General features: G+C 50.4%; 18 protein-coding genes and 1 pseudogene. 10 read left to right on the forward strand and 9 right to left on the reverse strand.

Going from position 1 to position 17,895, the window contains the following annotated elements; translation table 11 throughout:
• Positions 1-176 precede the first annotated feature (176 nt).
• Together HAV38_RS21065 and HAV38_RS21070 are read left to right on the forward strand one after the other, a co-directional pair.
• The gene (locus HAV38_RS21065) at positions 177-665 is read left to right on the forward strand and encodes an Lrp/AsnC ligand binding domain-containing protein (RefSeq protein ID WP_168057370.1); all 489 of its coding nucleotides are present in this window, start codon (positions 177-179) and stop codon (positions 663-665) included.
• Between the two features lie 134 nt (positions 666-799).
• Positions 800-2,080 (forward strand): voltage-gated chloride channel family protein, encoded by a 1,281-nt coding sequence (locus HAV38_RS21070; RefSeq protein ID WP_168057391.1) that lies wholly within the window; start codon positions 800-802, stop codon positions 2,078-2,080.
• Between the two features lie 115 nt (positions 2,081-2,195).
• On the opposite strand, the gene HAV38_RS21075 is transcribed toward HAV38_RS21070, so the two are convergent.
• Positions 2,196-3,446 carry an Hsp70 family protein gene (locus HAV38_RS21075; RefSeq protein WP_168057371.1) on the reverse strand — a complete coding sequence of 417 codons (1,251 nt, stop codon included), beginning with the start codon at positions 3,444-3,446 and terminating at the stop codon, positions 2,196-2,198.
• Positions 3,447-3,767: 321 nt separating this feature from the next.
• On the opposite strand from HAV38_RS21075, the gene HAV38_RS21080 reads away from it, so the two are divergent.
• The 3 genes from HAV38_RS21080 to HAV38_RS21090 all read left to right on the forward strand — a co-directional run bounded on the left by HAV38_RS21080 (position 3,768) and on the right by HAV38_RS21090 (position 6,245).
• Positions 3,768-4,619: a PA4780 family RIO1-like protein kinase gene (locus HAV38_RS21080; RefSeq protein ID WP_168057372.1), complete on the forward strand. Its 852-nt coding sequence runs from the start codon at positions 3,768-3,770 to the stop codon at positions 4,617-4,619.
• 11 nt (positions 4,620-4,630) lie between these two features.
• Positions 4,631-5,227: a 2OG-Fe(II) oxygenase gene (locus HAV38_RS21085; protein WP_168057373.1), complete on the forward strand. Its 597-nt coding sequence runs from the start codon at positions 4,631-4,633 to the stop codon at positions 5,225-5,227.
• A 121-nt stretch (positions 5,228-5,348) separates the two neighbouring features.
• Complete coding sequence (locus HAV38_RS21090) at positions 5,349-6,245, forward strand: TIGR01777 family oxidoreductase (protein WP_168057374.1); 897 nt, start codon at positions 5,349-5,351, stop codon at positions 6,243-6,245.
• Positions 6,246-6,546: 301 nt separating this feature from the next.
• Here HAV38_RS21090 and HAV38_RS21095 read toward each other — a convergent pair whose 3' ends face one another.
• The 3 genes from HAV38_RS21095 to HAV38_RS21105 all read right to left on the reverse strand — a co-directional run bounded on the left by HAV38_RS21095 (position 6,547) and on the right by HAV38_RS21105 (position 8,258).
• Positions 6,547-6,972 carry a BLUF domain-containing protein gene (locus HAV38_RS21095; RefSeq protein ID WP_168057375.1) on the reverse strand — a complete coding sequence of 142 codons (426 nt, stop codon included), beginning with the start codon at positions 6,970-6,972 and terminating at the stop codon, positions 6,547-6,549.
• Position 6,973: 1 nt separating this feature from the next.
• The gene (folE, locus tag HAV38_RS21100; RefSeq protein ID WP_168057376.1) at positions 6,974-7,693 is read right to left on the reverse strand and encodes a GTP cyclohydrolase I; all 720 of its coding nucleotides are present in this window, start codon (positions 7,691-7,693) and stop codon (positions 6,974-6,976) included.
• Between the two features lie 280 nt (positions 7,694-7,973).
• The gene (locus HAV38_RS21105) at positions 7,974-8,258 is read right to left on the reverse strand and encodes a hypothetical protein (RefSeq protein WP_168057377.1); all 285 of its coding nucleotides are present in this window, start codon (positions 8,256-8,258) and stop codon (positions 7,974-7,976) included.
• 366 nt (positions 8,259-8,624) lie between these two features.
• On the opposite strand from HAV38_RS21105, the gene HAV38_RS21110 reads away from it, so the two are divergent.
• Entirely contained in the window at positions 8,625-9,764 is a 1,140-nt protein-coding gene (locus tag HAV38_RS21110) for a metallophosphoesterase (RefSeq protein WP_168057378.1), read from the forward strand.
• A gap of 52 nt (positions 9,765-9,816) precedes the next feature.
• On the opposite strand, the gene HAV38_RS21115 is transcribed toward HAV38_RS21110, so the two are convergent.
• From HAV38_RS21115 to HAV38_RS21130, 4 genes are all read right to left on the reverse strand, one after another.
• Positions 9,817-10,179 (reverse strand): aminoacyl-tRNA synthetase, encoded by a 363-nt coding sequence (locus HAV38_RS21115; RefSeq protein WP_168057379.1) that lies wholly within the window; start codon positions 10,177-10,179, stop codon positions 9,817-9,819.
• A gap of 83 nt (positions 10,180-10,262) precedes the next feature.
• Positions 10,263-10,475, reverse strand: coding sequence for an oxidoreductase-like domain-containing protein (locus HAV38_RS21120; protein ID WP_168057380.1), 213 nt, complete (start codon positions 10,473-10,475; stop codon positions 10,263-10,265).
• A gap of 95 nt (positions 10,476-10,570) precedes the next feature.
• The gene (locus tag HAV38_RS21125; RefSeq protein ID WP_168057381.1) at positions 10,571-11,437 is read right to left on the reverse strand and encodes a pirin family protein; all 867 of its coding nucleotides are present in this window, start codon (positions 11,435-11,437) and stop codon (positions 10,571-10,573) included.
• Positions 11,438-11,845: 408 nt separating this feature from the next.
• Complete coding sequence (locus HAV38_RS21130; protein ID WP_168057382.1) at positions 11,846-12,262, reverse strand: hypothetical protein; 417 nt, start codon at positions 12,260-12,262, stop codon at positions 11,846-11,848.
• A 631-nt stretch (positions 12,263-12,893) separates the two neighbouring features.
• Between HAV38_RS21130 and HAV38_RS21135 the strand changes: the two genes are divergently transcribed.
• The 4 genes from HAV38_RS21135 (at position 12,894) to HAV38_RS21150 (ending at position 17,619) form a co-directional block, all read left to right on the forward strand.
• On the forward strand, positions 12,894-13,094 hold the full coding sequence (locus HAV38_RS21135) for a hypothetical protein (RefSeq protein ID WP_184013482.1): 201 nt from the start codon (positions 12,894-12,896) through the stop codon (positions 13,092-13,094).
• A gap of 109 nt (positions 13,095-13,203) precedes the next feature.
• Entirely contained in the window at positions 13,204-13,743 is a 540-nt protein-coding gene (locus HAV38_RS21140; protein WP_168057383.1) for an ankyrin repeat domain-containing protein, read from the forward strand.
• Positions 13,744-14,132: 389 nt separating this feature from the next.
• Positions 14,133-17,177 (forward strand): glycosyltransferase family 32 protein, encoded by a 3,045-nt coding sequence (locus tag HAV38_RS21145; protein WP_168057384.1) that lies wholly within the window; start codon positions 14,133-14,135, stop codon positions 17,175-17,177.
• A 208-nt stretch (positions 17,178-17,385) separates the two neighbouring features.
• A complete protein-coding gene (locus tag HAV38_RS21150; RefSeq protein WP_168057385.1) occupies positions 17,386-17,619 on the forward strand; it encodes a SlyX family protein in 234 nt (77 codons plus the stop codon).
• A gap of 69 nt (positions 17,620-17,688) precedes the next feature.
• On the opposite strand, the pseudogene HAV38_RS21155 reads toward HAV38_RS21150, so the two are convergent.
• A pseudogene (locus HAV38_RS21155) lies at positions 17,689-17,895 on the reverse strand (IS5/IS1182 family transposase); the annotation flags it as partial.

The raw sequence follows: 17,895 nt of genomic DNA on the forward strand, positions 1-17,895 counted from the left end.
TTGTTACCGTATAACTGGCAATATTCAGTAGATAATGCTCGTGCTGCTGTTGTGGCTATAGGGCGATGGCCGGGTAACGTTGTTTATCAGTGCGCATAATCGGTGCTGTATGAACTAGAAACCACCATTAAATCCGATAACGCTAAAAACTTAACCACAGATAATTTCTGCGCACGATGAGAACCCAAAAAGAATCCATTCGCTCCTTCGACAAGCTGGATCGCCATATCCTTCGCCTGCTTCAAGAGGATGGTCGGATGTCGATGAAAGAACTAGGCGAGCAAGTCGGCCTGTCGATTACGCCCTGTATCGAACGGGTTAAGCGAATGGAACGCGATGGCGTCATTGAAGGCTATTATGCGCGCATCAACCCCGCTGCCGTAGGTGCAAAACTACTAGTATTTGTTGAGATTACGCTTAACCATAAATCCGCGTCTGCCTTTGAACAATTTCGGCGTGAAGTGTTGCGTATACCTGAGGTGCAGGAATGTCATCTGGTTTCCGGCGATTTTGACTATCTGATCAAGGCTCGGATTCACGAGATGTCACAGTACCGCACGTTGTTGGGCGACATGTTGCTAAAATTACCGGGTGCGGTCCAGTCCAAGAGTTATGTCGTGATGGAAGAAATCAAGGAGACGCTGGCGCTTGCACTGGCCCCTTGATGCAGCGCTAAGAAGCTACGCGTCGCTTAAATTGATGCGGCCCAGCGTTGAATGACGCCTTGGTCGGATGTTGAAATGTTTGGTTTAACCACGGATTCACTTTGAAACTTACAAAAATTCCCGAACAATGTGCCATGGTGCTGTATCTAAGCCGCTGGCTGGCGTTGTCGGCGGTCATCGGCGTGTTGGCCGGTGCGGCTTCATCCGCGTTATTGGTGGCGCTGGACTGGGCCACCGCCACCCGCATGTCCCATCCGTGGTTGTTGTGGTTGTTGCCCATTGCCGGCCTTGCAGTGGGATTGGCGTACCATCATTTCGGTAAATCGGTCGAAGGCGGCAACAATCTGTTAATCGATGAGATCCATGATCCACAACGTATTGTGCCTCGCCGCATGGGACCGCTGATTTTAGTCGGCACTGTCATCACCCATCTGTTCGGCGGTTCCGCCGGTCGTGAAGGGACTGCCTTGCAAATGGGCGGCGTGCTGGCAGACGTAGTAACGCGTGTTTGCAAACTGAATAAAGAAGATCGCCGCATTTTGCTGATGGCCGGTATCAGTGCCGGTTTTGCATCCGTCTTCGGCACCCCCCTCGCCGGTGCGGTGTTTGGTCTGGAAGTGCTGGCAATCGGCCGCCTGCGCTATGACGCGATCTTTCCGTGCTTTATGGCCGCTATCGTGGCTGATCAATTGCCGGGTTTGTTGGGTGTACATCACACGCATTATGCCGTGCCTTTTGTCCCGCACATGAGCGTTCTGGTACTGGGTGCAACGATTGTTGCAGGGATCGCTTTCGGGCTGGCAGGGATGTTTTTTGCCACGGCAACCCATGGCTTGTCGCATCTGTTCAAGCGCTGGATCAGTTACGCGCCGATGCGGCCGTTCGTCGGCGGCGTCATCGTGGCGCTTGCTGCCACGTTACTGGCGACTGATAAATATCTGGGCCTTGGCATCCCCACCATTGTCGCGTCATTTACGCAACCGTTGCTTGCCTACGACTTTTTTGGCAAGTTCATGTTCACGATAGTGACGTTGGCGTCCGGCTTTAAGGGTGGCGAGGTTACGCCGCTGTTCTTTATCGGCGCCACATTAGGTAACGCGTTAGGTTACGTGCTGGCGTTGCCATTTCCGGTGTTAGCCGGGCTAGGCTTTGTGGCAGTATTTGCGGGCGCGGCGAACACGCCGATCGCTTCCACCATCATGGCGATAGAGTTATTTGGGCCGGAGATCGGGTCATTGGCCGCTGTGGCGTGCATCGTGAGTTATTTATTCTCCGGGAACACGGGGATTTATCGTGCCCAGTTAGTGGGCGACGGTAAATTTTTTGGCACTCCTGAAGGGACACCCCGAGGAATTTACGGCTTTCGGAAAACACCGCCGGAAAAGAAAGTAGTTGCGAAAGAAAGTAACAACTAGACAACAACCAAACAGAATTGGGCGGCGTCCAGCAATAGGGATAATGAAGTCATGCAATGATATGAGCAAGTTGCTTTACGTTAATTAAAAGAAAATTAACGTAAAGTAACCGCAGTTATGAAAATTTACGTACCGCGTCCAATGCAAGACCTGCACCAATACTGCCAAACAAATCCCCTTCAACCGCTTTGGCGGTGGGGACTACCGCCGCAATTTGTTGGCGAAGTAACCCAACACCACTTGAGCCACCGGTAAAAAACACCGTATCAATTGCATTGGCTTTGACGCCAGCATCCCGCAATAACTTGCCGACGGTTTCTTCTACCGAGGACACCAGATGCGAAATGCTGGTATTAAAGGCACCACGGCTCAACTGAATCGGCTCACTGGAAGATAATTTTTCCAATGTCAGTTCAACCGTCTCGGCATCCGAAAGCGCAATTTTGCCATCTTCCACCTTCATTGCCAGCCAATGGCCGGCACGTTGCTCAACCAGATCGAGCAGGCGATCAAACTTGTCGCGCTCACGTACTTCGCGTGCTACGTCCTTCAATTGCTCCGCCATCTTGCGGGTATAAATCAGGTTAATGGTGTGCCAGGTCGCCAGATTAAAATAATAACTCGATGGCACTTCACTATTATTGACCAGCCGACTGCCCAAACCCAACATCGGCATGACGCTCGATAAGCTCAGATATTTATCGAAGTCGGTGCCGCCAATATGGATACCGCCGGTCGCCAGAATGTCGTCGCGCCGATCCTGCTTTTTAGCGCGTGCGGGTGACAAACGTACCAACGAAAAGTCGGACGTTCCACCGCCGATATCGGCGATCAGGACCAGTTCTTCCCGGTCAATAGTTGACTCATAGTCGAACGCTGCGGCGATGGGCTCGTACTGAAACGCTATATGTTTAAATCCGGCAGCCCGGGCAACTTCTTCCAGCGTTGCTTGCGCGCGTTGATCGGCGGCCCGGTTATCGTCGACAAAGAACACAGGACGGCCCAACACCACGCTGTCAAACTCTTGCCCCGCCGAGCGCTGGGCACGGATTTTCAGTTCTTTAATGAACTGCTCCAGCAACGTGCGAAAAGGCAACGCACGTCCCCCGACTTCGGTCTGTCCGTCAATCAGGGCCGATCCCAGCAAACTTTTGAGCGAGCGCATCAGACGACCTTCATAACCGGTCAGATAACCGGCCAGCGCAGCGCGTCCAAAGCTGAATATTTCATCTTCGGCATTGTAAAACACCACCGAAGGCAAGGTGACCTTACCATCTTCCAGCTGCAGCAAGGCCGACTGTCCCGGTCGGCTCCAGCCGACGGTGGAATTTGACGTGCCGAAATCTACACCACAAGCGTTCGACATGTATTGTCCTAAAAGATAAAAACGGGCGTAATCATAGCGCAAAGCATGGTTTCGCGTATGTGGGCGCGCTCATTTTTAAATCAAGTGCGACAATAGAAGGGCAATTGTTGTTTTTTAGAAGGCATTTCAGGAAAGTTGTCACTAGTCTGACCTCCCCGGCTTGATCCAGTGACCATTGGAGCCTTCGATAACCTAACTCATTGTTTTAAAAGAAAACAAATAATGCTGGGGACTGATCCTGTAGTTGCCATTTCCCGATAATGCGTCATACTCCGTCTTTATCCCTTAGTGTGCAACGTTGATATATTCACTTATCTATCTATGAAAACCCCAAAAAGAATTGAACCGTTAGTAGAAGAGGGACTAGTAGACGAGGTGATTCGTCAACTAATGAGTGGTAAAGAAGCAACCGTTTACGTCGTCCGTTGCGGTGAAGAAATTCGCTGCGCCAAAGTTTACAAAGACGCTAATCAGCGCAGCTTCCGTCAGAACGCGTCCTATCAGGAAGGCCGTAAAGTTAAAAACAGCCGTCAGGCCCGTGCGATGGAAAAAGGGAGTCGTTACGGCCGCAAGATGCAGGAAGAAGTCTGGCAAAACGCCGAAGTTGATGCTTTATATCGCCTGGCAGCGGCCGGTGTGCGTGTGCCACAGCCGTTTATCTGCTTCGAAGGCGTGCTGCTGATGGAATTGGTCACCGACGCGGCAGGGAACGCAGCGGCGCGCCTCAATGACATCGCCATGACCGAACAGCAAGCACTGCAATTTCACGCGATGTTGCTGCGCGAGGTGGTGTTGATGTTGTGCGCCGGGGTGGTTCACGGCGATCTGTCCGAATACAATATTTTGGTTGACGCAAACGGTCCGGTAATTATCGATTTGCCGCAAGCCGTCGATGCAGCGAGCAACAGTGGCGCCGCCGAAATGCTGGAGCGCGATGTCGATAATCTGGCAACCTATTTTGGCCAGTTCGCTCCTAAACTTAACGGCACACAGTACGGTAAGGAGATCTGGGCGCTATATGTCGCCGGATTACTCCATCCCGACGTACCGTTGACAGGTAAAGTCGCCGCGCACAAAAAGCCGGTAGATGTTGGGTCTGTGGTCCGTGAAATTGCCCTCGCTCGCAAGGAAGAAGAAGAGCGCCGCAGGGCACAATACGAGGCGGAGCATTAACCGTCTCACCGATGACTGATGCGGCAGTCGCCACCCTGACTGACGACTTGGTCGCGCGTGGCTGGTCTTACACACCGGATTTTTTGCCCGCTGACTTGATAGCGGCTCTCTCTGCCGAATGCTATGCACGTGCCGAACGCGGAGCGCTGGCACCTGCCGCAGTTGGTCGTGGCGCTGGGCAGGCGGTCCGCGAGAATATTCGCGGTGATCAGATTCAATGGTTGGAGGGAGGGCAATCTCCCTTTACCGATGTGTATCTAAAAACGATGGGAAAACTCCGTCACGCATTGAATCAGGCGCTTTATCTCGGACTGGAAGAATTTGAAACCCACTTTGCCCTGTATCCGCCCGGTACTTTTTATCAGCAACACGTAGATCGTTTTAACGATGACGACCGGCGCGTTGTTTCAAGCGTGCTATATCTTAATCAGGACTGGCTACCGCAACATGGCGGTGCGCTACGTCTGCATCTAAAGGGCCAGCCGCCGCAGGACGTTTATCCACTTGCCGGTAGTCTCGTAATATTTCTGTCATCTGATATGTTGCATGAAGTACTTCCGGCGACACGGCCGCGTTTATCGCTCACTGGTTGGTTTAAGCGGCGCTAAGTTGGCCATCGCAGTCGCCAGGCGCTTCCGGTCACCCGATGAGTGACGATCACCATGAAGCGCACACTAAACGCTCACCTTAGGTTCATTCACAGCACAACATTGAAAGGAGCATCTCAGCATGCGGATTCTGATCACTGGAGGAACAGGGCTGATAGGACGGCACTTGTGCAAGGCGTTACTGCAGGCAGACCATGAAATAACCGTCCTCAGCCGCCATCCCGAATCGGTTAAACAAAAATGCGGCGCCGCAGTCCATGCTTTTGGTTCACTCGACGAATGGGGCAGCGACGCGGCTTTCGATGCCATCATCAATTTAGCGGGCGAACCGATTGTGGATGCGCGCTGGACGGAAAAACGCAAGGAATTATTGTGGCGCAGTCGGGTAACGTTGACCGAACAAGTCGTGCAACGCATCAACGCCCAGCGTCACAAGCCAGCGGTCCTGCTTAGCGGCTCGGCGGTTGGATACTACGGCGATTGCGGTGACGCGGCACTGGACGAATCAGCCCCGACTGCTGCAGATTTCGGTGCCAGATTATGCGCAGCGTGGGAACAAGCTGCACTACCGGCTGAAGCGCTGAATGTCAGAGTATGTTTGCTGCGCACCGGATTGGTGCTGGATCGCTCAGGTGGAATACTTGGAAAGATGTTGCTGCCATTCAAGCTAGGTTTAGGGGCGCGACTAGGCGATGGCACACAATGGATGAGCTGGATTCATATTGACGATTATGTCGCCATGGTTTTGGTATTGTTACACCACACCCACGCATCCGGCGCGTTCAACATGACCGCACCAGAACCTGTGACCAATCGCGCGTTCACAGATAAGCTCGCCCGCGCGCTACATCGTCCCACCCTGCTGATCGCTCCCGCGGCAGTCATGCGGATGGCGTTGAGCGAGCGCGCCTATTTACTGCTAGGTGGACAAAAAGCGATACCGATCCAGATGATGGCGTTGGGCTATCGCTTTTTACATGGAAAACTTGAAGACGCGTTAGCTGATCTGGTTGGATGATTTGTTGTCGCAGGCGCAGAATCCGTTCACCATCTGCAACGAGCGGGCGTCAGTTGGTGGTAAATGGCGCGCAGAAGCCGGAGTGGCCTGAAGGCCATGAGGATTTCGAGCACCATTTAACATCAAATCACGTCCGCGCAGTCAGATGTCGCAGGCGCAGAACCCGTTCACCATCTGCAACGAGCGGGCGTCAGTTGGTGGTAAATGGCGCGGAGAAGCCGGAGTGGCCTGGAGGCCATGAGGATTTCGAGCACCATTTAACATCAAATCACGTCTGCGCAGTCAGATGGTGAGCGGGTTCTCAGTCGCGTGTGGAAAAACATCCTGCCGCTGTTAACTCCTCAAGCAATGCCACGGTAGTTTTACCCGCAACCGCGTAGGGATTAAGAACCGGGGCCGCTGAATATTTCAGCAGTAATGACAAATTAATACGATCTAGTCTGATTTTACTCATGGTCCAGCCTGCGTATTGACGCCCTTGAATTTCGGCATAATCCAGCAATACTAGCTTGGTATGACGTGTATCGCGCTGCAAGCGGCCATACAAATCATTGATCTGTTCGCGGCCCCCTTCCAACGCCTGCACAAATATATTATCTCCGTAGCAGAGCACGCCCGTCACGCCATTGACGATATTATTTTTGCGGGACACCTCAAGAATTTTTTCGATTAATTCGTGATTGACCAGTTCAGCGGCAGTACTGGCATAAATCAAACGGACTAGCATGTCATCCTCGCTTGGTTATCAGCGCTAAAAACTCACGCCGCAAATTTGCGTCTCGCAAAAAAGAGCCGCGCATAACGCTGTTGATCATTTTGGCTTCGGTATCTTTAACACCGCGCCAACCCATACAAAAGTGATCGGCCTCCATTACGATGGCCAGGCCATCGGGTTTCAACTTTTCCATGAGCAATTGCGCAATTTGCGATACGGCCTCTTCCTGAATCTGGGGCCGACTCATGATCCATTCAATTAAGCGGGCGTACTTCGACAAGCCAATCAGATTGGAATGCTCATTGGGCATCACGCCGATCCAGACTTTGCCCATGATGGGACAGAAATGATGCGAGCACGCGCTGCGCACAGTGATCGGGCCGACGATCATTAGCTCATTTAACTGTTCTACATTAGGAAACTCAGTGACTGGTGGAGGCGCTTGATAGCGACCCCGAAATACTTCCTGAACGTACATTTTTGCAACACGCCGGGCCGTATCCTGCGTGTTGTGATCGCTTTCGATGTCGATTACCAGACTTTGCAATACGCCGGACATTTTACTTTGTACCTCGGCTTGCAACGCCTCCAGCTCGCCATCCTTGATGAACGAGGCAATATTATCGTTAGCATGAAATCGGACGCCAGCTTTCTCAATACGCGCACGGATGCGCGCTGAAATCGGCTGGTCGCTTGTTTCCAAAGCGGCTTCTGAGTAGTGATCAGTTGACATTATTTTTTTGAAGTTGTTCTTAGGGTAATGCTATGCGGACTCTCAGTCTACCCCAAATCGCGGAGACAGATTGACCAGGCCCTCGGTGAATACGTTAAGTCGATTTGAATGGTTGCGCGCTTTTTAGGCGCTTCTCAGGCGCAGCACGGACATTATCGTGTGCGCAGGAGTAAAGCCACAAAGAGTAACAGTAACGCAAGCACAAAGCTCCCGGCTATCACATTCTGCACGCCAGCAGCACCGTACGCGTGCCGCCGCAAGGGGGCGACACGCAGCGGGATTACTTCAGGCCAAGGCGAATCTTGGTCGCCGCAATGAGGGCAGTATCGTACGGATGCAAATTTTCCAGAAACATTAACTCGGTTTCCAGCGGTTCTTCCAGACACATGACCAACATGCTCGGTGCGTCGTCAAAAGTACCCAAAAACTCGTCACCCCAACGATTTAGCCGGTGCAAGCGTAAAACATCGCTGCCTAACGCTGCCAAAGGTGCCGCTACGCCGGCTGCTATGGCTTCCTGCTTCCAGTCATCCCAAAAAAAATTCGTTACTGGTTGTTCATTCATTATTTCATTCCAAAGAAGGTGTATGGCGCGGACCTTACTATTGATGGCGGTTTTTATCAATAGCCAATGTCAGCGCGGTTGAAGACAGACGCGCTTTTGGGAAAATTGCGTAGTGGCTGTTGCTGCCGTGCATTGTTACCCTGTTATCGATGCGCACAAATATAGACTTATAGATAATTAATAATTATTTGGCAATTTTCATAAGGTCCAAGTTGCCGTTCAAAACCTATTGAAACTTTCTTTACTGTACCAATATATAAGCTGTAGCGATTAGTTTCAACATCGATCTCACGCAATCAGGCCGTTGATGGTCGCTGATCTGCCAAAAAATCATTTCAATCATCACCCATTCCATTAAGGAAAAGTATGCGTTCGCGTTTCGCCGTCGCTTTGGTTTTTTGCATACTCGCTGCTTTGCATGGTCTCATTGGCTGGCGCATATTGCCCGCTTTACCGGTTTCGGCGCTACTGCAATGGCTCGGCGCGGGCTGGCTGTTGCTATCTTTTCTCTTAATCCCTGCCGGATTGCTGGCGCCGACCATCAAACGTCAGCCTCTGTCGGATCGCCTCGCATGGGTGGGATTGCTGGCGATGGGGATGTTCTCCTCTTTACTATTATTAACATTATTACGCGAGATCATTCTAGTGGTCGCGCCCTGGCTGGGCGCTCCCGCAGCTCAGGTTTCTTCGTTCACCGCTGCAGCGGTTCCGTTGCTGGCCATTGCTACTACCCTGATGGGTTTATTTAACGCAAGACGACTAGCGCAAGTGGTCCGCGTCGATGTGCCGATTAGTCAGCTTCCGGCTGGTTTGCACGGCTTCACAATTGCCCAGATTAGCGATATCCATGTTGGCCCGACGATCAAACGCGGTTATCTTGACGCCATCGTCAAGCGCGTCAACGGATTGGGTGCTGACGTCATCGCGATAACCGGCGATCTGGTGGACGGCAGCGTTAAACGGCTGGCACCGCATACGGCTCCGCTGGCGGACCTGCACGCGCATCATGGCGTATATTTTGTAACCGGCAACCATGAATATTATTCCAGCGCCGATGCCTGGATTGTGGAAGTAAGGCGACTGGGTTTGACAGTATTAATGAATCAGCACGTGATTCTTGCACATAAGGGAGAGTCGCTGTTATTGGCGGGGGTGACAGATTTTGGCGCACATCATTTCGATGAAACGCATCGCAGCGACCCGCACCTGGCAATAAAAGGAGCGGCAAGCGATGTTGGCGTTAAGTTATTGCTGGCCCATCAACCTCGCTCTGCCGTCGCGGCTGCGGAGGCCGGTTTTGATTTGCAATTATCGGGCCATACGCACGGCGGGCAATTCTTTCCGTGGAATTTATTTGTGCCTTTGCAGCAACCGTTTACGGCTGGCTTGAACAAACTACACAATCTGTGGGTATATACCAGCCGCGGCACCGGCTATTGGGGACCACCCAAACGCATTTGGGCACCGTCCGAAATAACGCTATTACGGTTGATATCGGTTAAATAATTTATTACATTGCAATGCAGCCACTACCCGGCGTCAGGTTAAGAAATAAGTGTTATTGAGAGTGATGGCATTTTGCATGCTCCAAAAGCACGATCACCGCCTTGACCACTGCAAACATGATGGCCCGATCCTTACAGGGATGATCTGAAAACGGTACATTCACCGATCCACAAATAACCGCATCGCCATGCTCGTGCGCGGGATCTTTGCCGTATTGAATCGTTACTCCATGTGCCGCAATTAACGGACCGCAAGCCTTCCAGTCCCGGGTCCACTGCGGCAATGCGTCGGTATTAACTAGTAAAGTACCGGCCCGCTCGTAGCATTCTTCTATATTTTCATAGCCTAGCAATTGCGCCAGACGTCGCTCTTTCGCGACACAACTCCGAAAATACTCCTCGTCACTCATTCGCATGGCGCACCCCTCTCAATGGAAAATGGCAGTGATGAATTATTATTTGTTCTGGTTGACTGTAGGTTATTTTAGAAATTTTTGCGCTATTTATTTAAAGGATTTCCAGCATTTTTATCTTCCCATTGCTGTAACCGAATGCGATAGCGCTCCATGTCGTCTTCGTAACGCTCAAAGATACAAGGGGTGCAACCGCTAGCGCAACAATCATCCAGCTCGGGCCGTAGCGGTTCGGCTGGAACGATGTCTTGTTGATTTACCTTTAATTTTGGCCGCGTTTTCGCCGTTGCTTCAGACATGATTGATGCTCCACGTGAAATGGTCGTAATGCGATAGTCGTAGTGCGATAGTCGGCAGTGCGTTCTCAGCATAACGCATTACCGACCTTTTCCCACTATCGCGGAATCGCGCCAAAACGACCGCTATTAAAGTCCTGCATCGCTGTCACGATTTCCTCACGTGTATTCATCACGAAGGGTCCGTGCGCATACACCGGCTCGTCGAGCGGTGCGCCAGTCAATATTAACAACGTTGCATCGCTATTTGCCTCCAGCAAAACTGCCTCACCGTCGCGGTCAAGCACCACTACTTGCGCTTCGCGCGCGACTTCGCTACCGTTCACCATCAACGTTCCGTGCAGCACCACCACCGCGGCAACATGACCGGCGGGAATCGCAAACGTTGCAGAGCAGTCCTGACGCAGTCTCACGTCCCAGACGTTGATCGGAGAGAAGGTATGCGCCGGACCGTGCGCGACGTCAAAATCGCCCGCAATGACGCGCAATGTACCGGCCGCATCCGCTAACCTGACGACAGGTACTTCTTTATTGATGATGCCTTGATAACCCGGCGCTGCCATTTTGTCCTTGGCGGGCAGATTGATCCACAACTGCACCATCTCAAATGCGCCCCCTTTTTTGCTAAATTCAGGCGCATGAAACTCCTCATGCAAAATGCCCGACGCTGCGGTCATCCACTGGATATCGCCCGGACCGATCACGCCGCCGTTGCCGGTAGAGTCGCGATGTTCAACTTCGCCGTCGTAGACAATCGTCACCGTCTCAAACCCGCGATGCGGGTGCTGGCCTACACCACGGCGCTGTTCAGTCGGTGCAAAGTGCATGGGACCAGCGTAATCAAGCATCAGGAACGGATTGAGGTGACCGTCCAGTGTGTCGAAGGAAAACAGCGACCGCACGGGAAAGCCATCGCCAACCCAATGCTGACGCGGGGCACTAAGAACACCAAGAATCGATTTCATCACTATTTTCCTCTCGTTACCAACGCATGTGACGCAGGGATTAATTACTATCGGATATCGCGCATGGCGCAGATAAACCCTGTCATGAATAACCATGAACATGATGATACAAGGGTCTGCCGAAAGCGGCTAGACAGGATAATCTATACTTACCGTTCTATTGGCGGGACAATCGCAAGATGCTTCGTGCGGCATATCAAACCACAAGCCCCTTCCAGGTTCCATGGCTGGTCCTCTCTGTCGTCACGGGTAGTTGCGCTATAGGGGCCGTTCTGCCAACGCAGGGCCTGTTTTTACTCTTTTATAGGTTATAGGAGGATTGCTGCGCATACCCATGCGTGATCGGAAACCACGGTGAAAACTCTGGGTTTTTATACCGATAACGCGCGGCTTCGGAACGTAACTGCGTCACCTCATCGTCACCGGCCCATCCATCCGGAGCGCGGCGTTTGTGCGTTTGCGATGTCTGGGACTCCAACTTCTCAGTGTAAGGTCATGTGCCGTCCTCACCAGCGCATCACTGTGGCGCATAATACCGGATTGATGGCTTGAATACTTACCCAACCTGACGATGGTCTCTAACACCCGGTCCATGAGATCGTTATCCCATACACCACTTTCCAGTATGCTGGCAAAGTTGGGCCGTTCTACTACCTCAAATTGGCGCGGAAAACGGAGGGCGGCTGACGCCGGTCTTTTTACCGCCTGCGCAAAATCGGCTGTCCAGTCATCTGGGGCGCGACGTTTTTGCGTTTGCAATGCGGGGTAATGCCAGTCTTTCCATGCGTCGTCCGCCTTGCTTGTGGACACATCGGTGCGGCGCATACCGCCGGGCTGATGGCTTGAATACGTATCCCTTTCATATTTTTGCTCCCGCGCACGGGGACCGTCTGTGGAGGCCAGGCCTGCCGCATCGCGCGCTGGAAACCGGATGATTCACTCGTCCGCTTTTGGTAGGCCTTCCTGTCTCGTGGCGCTATTCCCGCGCCCCTCTCTGGCGCAGCATGCGAGGAAGAGGTAGACGGCGGGCGATCTCGCAGCCGGCGCAATTCCCTGCCGATGCCGGTGACGCCGGTGATGCCGGTGACGCTCACAATCCGGTCAGATGCACGGGTGCCGGGCGGCTGTGAGGTGGATGGCTCTAAATTGGATGACCTTCTGGCTGTGGAGGTCTGGGTTATACGAGCGTCTCTGGGCGGGTCAATTGGCATGGAATCAGGGAGGGATTGAGGAGATCGTTTGCGAACTAAGAGCAAATTCTAACGATTGGATGCCGGCGCAGATAATACGAGACCAATTCGCGTCCTTAGTTCAATCCTAAAGGTATCGGAAATGTTGGGCATTCAGGACGTTTATCGGGTTTTCTATCCCAAGTAGCGATTCTTGGTTTATGCTCCGTGTCAGGCCCACTCAACACGTTCAAGGCATCGCACGCGATGTCAATAAAGGAGCCATCATGGCAAAAAAAGAAGAATTAGACCCGGAAACACTGGCATTGATTAACTGGTGTATCGAGGTAGAAGGATTTCTCGTAAAGGGCGGCGTCACGCTGGCCCAGGCACAAGAACATATTGAAGACGAAGTCGAATGGTTCACCGACCAGTTTTATGATGGCTTAACACCGGAAGAAGCCGCCAAAGCTGCATTGAGCGACTAATAATCTGTGCAGTCCATCTTGACCGGCGCCGGGGGATTACTCTCCGACCGGTCAAATAAATGGGCCCGACCCAAATGCCATCCATCGGATAAGGCAAAAAGGAGATCAAATGGACGAACGCTTCGTAAGCGCACCATCCTCAGACAACGGTCTGGACGACGCCACCCTCAATTTCGCGCATGAGGTTTTTGAAGTTGCCCGCAACGGCGATACCAGCCGACTGGCAACGCTATTAGAGCAAGGACTGCCGCCCAATCTGCGCAATCACAAGGGCGATAGCTTGCTGATGCTGGCGAGCTATCACGGGCATGCCGATGCAGTGCGCGTACTGTTAACGCACAAGGCGGACCCGGAACTGCGTAACAATAACGGCCAGACACCTATCGCCGGTGCCGCGTTCAAAGGCGATCTGCCGATGATCAAGCTACTACTCGAACATGGCGCAAATATCGAAGGCGCGTCCCCCGACGGCAAAACCGCATTAATGATGGCGGCTATGTTCAACCGCACCGAGATCGTCGATTACCTGCTGGCGCACGGTGCCGACGGTGATGCCAAAGATAGCAAAGGCGTTACGCCATTGGCGGCGGCAAAAATGATGGGGGCGCCAGACACGGCAGCTTTGCTGGAACGACTCCTGAAGTCTTAATGGTCGGAGGAAGCTTTTTTCGACGAATCGGTGACTTCTTCTCGGTTGTAAATTTCACCTGATAAAGCAACAACTCTGGATCAGCGGCCACGTGATCCATCACCTCCCGGTACATCAACGCCACTCACTGGATCAACGAATGACGCTGGTTCAGATGCACCATCAACGAGAAGCCACACATTGACCAGATTGTGGCGTTTCAGGCTTCGGACCAATAAACACTTCATCAGAATTTGCAAGGATGGGACTATAAATATTCCATACTCCTGCAAATTCAACGACCATTTTTATGCATTAACCCTGATGTAGTATTTATTCCCTGGAACTATTCAGGAGCGCCTATTGACAGTCCGATCTGGGTCGTCAATATACATCCCTGCGCTGCAAAAGTGGAAGATGCCACTTTTTTGATAGCAAAAATCGCTGGTACTGGTACATTTTTATTCTCGTTAGATATTCTAAAAAACTTCTTAAGCGAATATATGCCATCCCGTACATCTTCCCACAAATCACATCCCTCCCATCCTATTAGAGTCCACAACAGCGAAAGATATAAAGAGAAGAGAGAAAATAATTTTAAAAATAATATCCGCGATGTAAAAAACAGTCCGGCGTACGACGCATTCCACTCCCTGCATTCAGAAAGCGGAATGAAACGGACTACCTCAAGACAACCGCACAGTTATTTTAGAGCAGTCTTGCTGGCGGCAGCGGTTCTGAGTGTTGGACCAGCGATGTCTGCTGCACCGAATCGCAGAGGAAGAAATCCAGCATCTTTTGGTAACTCTGGTGACCTCGCTTATCCAGCGGGTAATCCACTGTCAGGGGCTGACAGATACAGTGCAATTAACGCTGCACATATTGGATTACGAACTCAGCATGTACAAAGCCATTCTTTTCGAAACAAACGTCATTTGCCGCCTCCGGCTAACCCAACCAGCAGCACCCTGCGCCCCATGGATGATGTCCGTATCGTCCGCCTGGAAGGTGCCCGGATTAAAGATTCATACACTTTGCAGGAAGTTTTAACCATTCTCAAAAAAGCTTGCAGTGCCCCGGCACCCTCGTTTTTCGACGCATCAATCCAATTGAGAGACTACGTGAGCCCCACTCCCCTAGATCCAAAAGCGAAAGAAGCGATCCTATTATTCGCCGAAAAGCTTGGCCAGTTGGAAGTCATGGCGACATCATTTCATGCTGCGGGTGTCACCCGATATTTTTTAGGGCGCACGCTCTCCATGTTTTCGGATGCTCTTAATAATAAGCCCATAGACCAGGAATTAATAGATTCTACTATTCAAGATATGGCAGGTATTCGTTTTATAGGAATGCGGGAAAATCCAAAGCCACAACAACTCCCAAAAGGTAAATTGCCGCCCATTAAGGATGTCGGCAAAATTATAGGAAGAATACCAGATCACCTTCAAAGAACTTTTCCCACCAGCCAGCTGACCCCGATAAGCAAGGGACTTCCGTTTTTATCGAAAGGGATTAATGGTGAAGTTTATTTGCATCTGAAGACAATTGACAACAAAGCACAGTACGTCGAAGTGATCCCGGAAGGTAATCAGGTGACCGTGAAAGTACAACACCAAGCGGAAGCCGAACAACAAGTAAGTTTAACTTTCGATGCTACGCTTGGGCAGTGGCAAAGCAATGAAAATATCTTCACAGCTTTCAGAGAAATGCCTGAATCCATTCCTAAAACATCGAGAAAAGGGTTAAGTCCGATAGAAACACATCCTGGACTTTATCAATCAGGTACAACCAAACAATATTACATACGCGTAGGTCAAACCAATGGAAAGAATACGTATATTCATGTATCCCAAGATGGTGATGGATTTTTATCCATGCAGAATGGCTATTTAAATGTTAACTCATTTGAAAAAGGGGTATCAAGCAGAAGCAGGTTTACTTACGACAAGAAAGCGAAAGCCTGGGAACGATATGAAAACACGTCCTCTGTATTTAACTCACTGCCTGAGAGCTTAAAAATTACTCCACAGAACGCGTTAGCTCCGCTTCGTGGATATCCTGAAGCTTATACAACTATAAATGGTGACACATTCATCAGAACCGGCAATCTCAATGGCAACGATCAATATATTCCGGTTATTCAGCAAGGAAAAGAATTTACTCTAAAAATACCGGATAATCTTCGCGAACAAGGGAAATCCCCTGTCTCATTTATCTTCGACCAAAAAGTAAGAGAGTGGGGACATTATGGCGGTATGAAAGGAGGTGCGATTGTATTGCAGACTTTGCAAGATCCGATTGTAATAAAGCTTCCCATGGATGGTATTATTGTAAGTCCAAATTACAAGACCAGTGTTGCTATAGGCAATTACTCTTTCCCTGTGCGCTACGACGATACTATTGGTGCCTGGCGGCAATATAATGCGGAGACCGGGAAATTCCTAGATCGAGTATGGTTGCGTTCAATATCTCCCGAAAAATGGGAAACTGGATCGCTAAAAAAATACATGAGCATAAAAAAAACGCTACCAGCTACTGTCCAAGTGAAGACGCTGGAGATGCCACGTTTACCAAAGCTGCCAAAACATACGCGACCAATTCCTAAAACCATTCATTATGTGTGGATAGGGGACAAGGCACTTCCAGAAAATATGGTGGCAAACATTCATAAAAATTGTGAAAATAGTAAAGGATATAAATCCATACTACATGTCGATGCGACCAACCAAAGTGTAATGAAAGAAATTCAGGGACAGTTCAAAGGATCCCCCCTAACAATCTCTGATCTTAATACGGAAAAGTTTTTTAAAACATTCTTATCATCAGAAGATAGTGGGCTTTATACGCACGCTAAGGCTGTAACAAGGTTTGTTAGTTCAGCAGACGTTATGCGATTACGCATAATTAATGAACATGGTGGAATTTATATGGATGTTGATGATACATTCGAAAAAAATATAGCTAACGTAGTTATGCGCGCAGCAGAGGGTGATGTTTTATTAGGAAGGATAATAGAACAAACTGCCACTGATTTTGAGGGCTTCGGAAACAGTATTTTTGCTAGCCTGCCAAATAATCCCGTGTTGAACAGTATATCGAAAGAAATAACAGCAAAGTACAACGCTGACATAGCCTTCTATGATCAGGAGCGTCCTATTATAAAAAGAGATGAATTAGGTAACGTTATTTCCGGATCAATAGAAGAAATGAAGAAATATGGTCAGGAGATTTTTGAGCGTACTGGCCCTAAGGTATTTAATAAGATTTTAAAACAAGAGAGGCCAGACTATTATGATACATACAAAAATTCCTTAATAGACCCGAGTCTGACTAATCGAATTTTCAATAATCACTATAATAAAAAGTTGCGTAAAGTTATAGATCATTACTACCCTTTTCACGAAAAAATTCCGGTTCATTGTGGCACTGCGCGTTCATGGGAAACTAATCGCTAAAGACGCGAGCCGACCGTCCTGAATAAAGCCTGGCGCTTTAAAGTAGCAGGCTCTGAACAATTCAATTTTAAAAAATTGGCTTTGCAGTCAGTGCGGACATTAAAACCATGCGTCATGGCGGGACCAGAAATAAGGCCGAGCGTCTTCCTCAATCGCACCGGCGAGGTGCGGTACACTCTGGCTTGCCAAAATAGTTAAGGAATACACCGTGAGTGCACCAACGAATACTGAAGAAAACGCCGAATCCCGCTTCATTGTCATCGAGACCAAAATCGCGCATCAGGAAGACTTGCTGGATGAACTCAACAAGCTAGTCTATCGTCAGCAGCAAAAGATCGATCAACTTGAAACGCTGTGCGCGGCGCTGGCGCGGATGGTCAAGGATGCACGGGAAAGTAGCGAACAAGGGCAGGCACTCCACGAGCGGCCACCGCATTATTAATGAGTCGACCCTAAATAATTCAGTTTTTCAACTCATCGGCTTTCCCATCAGATGCCATATGAGAAACTGCTACCAACGGTTATCCAGAATAGGGGTATAAAAAAGCCGCAGCTTTCTCCAGATCATCCGTAAATGGTGGCCCGCACCGCACAGAATCGCGTGCATCGCATCACGGAGTGCCCCTTTGAGCCAGTTTCTGTCTAGTTTGCCGTCCGATTTCATATGGCCAATGGTTGGTTCAATGGCACTGCGACGCTTAATCATCGCCTTCAGTCC

The organism is Glaciimonas immobilis, from assembly GCF_011947285.1.
GTDB classification, from domain to species: domain Bacteria; phylum Pseudomonadota; class Gammaproteobacteria; order Burkholderiales; family Burkholderiaceae_D; genus Glaciimonas; species Glaciimonas immobilis.

Excerpts from the sequence above, each read along its gene's own strand:
- HAV38_RS21065 (WP_168057370.1), top strand. The coding sequence starts at position 177 with ATGAGAACCCAAAAAGAATCCATTCGCTCCTTCGACAAGCTGGATCGC.
- HAV38_RS21070 (WP_168057391.1), top strand. The coding sequence starts at position 800 with ATGGTGCTGTATCTAAGCCGCTGGCTGGCGTTGTCGGCGGTCATCGGC.
- HAV38_RS21075 (WP_168057371.1), bottom strand. The coding sequence starts at position 3,446 with ATGTCGAACGCTTGTGGTGTAGATTTCGGCACGTCAAATTCCACCGTC.
- HAV38_RS21080 (WP_168057372.1), top strand. The coding sequence starts at position 3,768 with ATGAAAACCCCAAAAAGAATTGAACCGTTAGTAGAAGAGGGACTAGTA.
- HAV38_RS21085 (WP_168057373.1), top strand. The coding sequence starts at position 4,631 with ATGACTGATGCGGCAGTCGCCACCCTGACTGACGACTTGGTCGCGCGT.
- HAV38_RS21090 (WP_168057374.1), top strand. The coding sequence starts at position 5,349 with ATGCGGATTCTGATCACTGGAGGAACAGGGCTGATAGGACGGCACTTG.
- HAV38_RS21095 (WP_168057375.1), bottom strand. The coding sequence starts at position 6,972 with ATGCTAGTCCGTTTGATTTATGCCAGTACTGCCGCTGAACTGGTCAAT.
- folE (WP_168057376.1), bottom strand. The coding sequence starts at position 7,693 with ATGTCAACTGATCACTACTCAGAAGCCGCTTTGGAAACAAGCGACCAG.
- HAV38_RS21105 (WP_168057377.1), bottom strand. The coding sequence starts at position 8,258 with ATGAATGAACAACCAGTAACGAATTTTTTTTGGGATGACTGGAAGCAG.
- HAV38_RS21110 (WP_168057378.1), top strand. The coding sequence starts at position 8,625 with ATGCGTTCGCGTTTCGCCGTCGCTTTGGTTTTTTGCATACTCGCTGCT.
- HAV38_RS21115 (WP_168057379.1), bottom strand. The coding sequence starts at position 10,179 with ATGCGAATGAGTGACGAGGAGTATTTTCGGAGTTGTGTCGCGAAAGAG.
- HAV38_RS21120 (WP_168057380.1), bottom strand. The coding sequence starts at position 10,475 with ATGTCTGAAGCAACGGCGAAAACGCGGCCAAAATTAAAGGTAAATCAA.
- HAV38_RS21125 (WP_168057381.1), bottom strand. The coding sequence starts at position 11,437 with ATGAAATCGATTCTTGGTGTTCTTAGTGCCCCGCGTCAGCATTGGGTT.
- HAV38_RS21130 (WP_168057382.1), bottom strand. The coding sequence starts at position 12,262 with ATGCGCCGCACCGATGTGTCCACAAGCAAGGCGGACGACGCATGGAAA.
- HAV38_RS21135 (WP_184013482.1), top strand. The coding sequence starts at position 12,894 with ATGGCAAAAAAAGAAGAATTAGACCCGGAAACACTGGCATTGATTAAC.
- HAV38_RS21140 (WP_168057383.1), top strand. The coding sequence starts at position 13,204 with ATGGACGAACGCTTCGTAAGCGCACCATCCTCAGACAACGGTCTGGAC.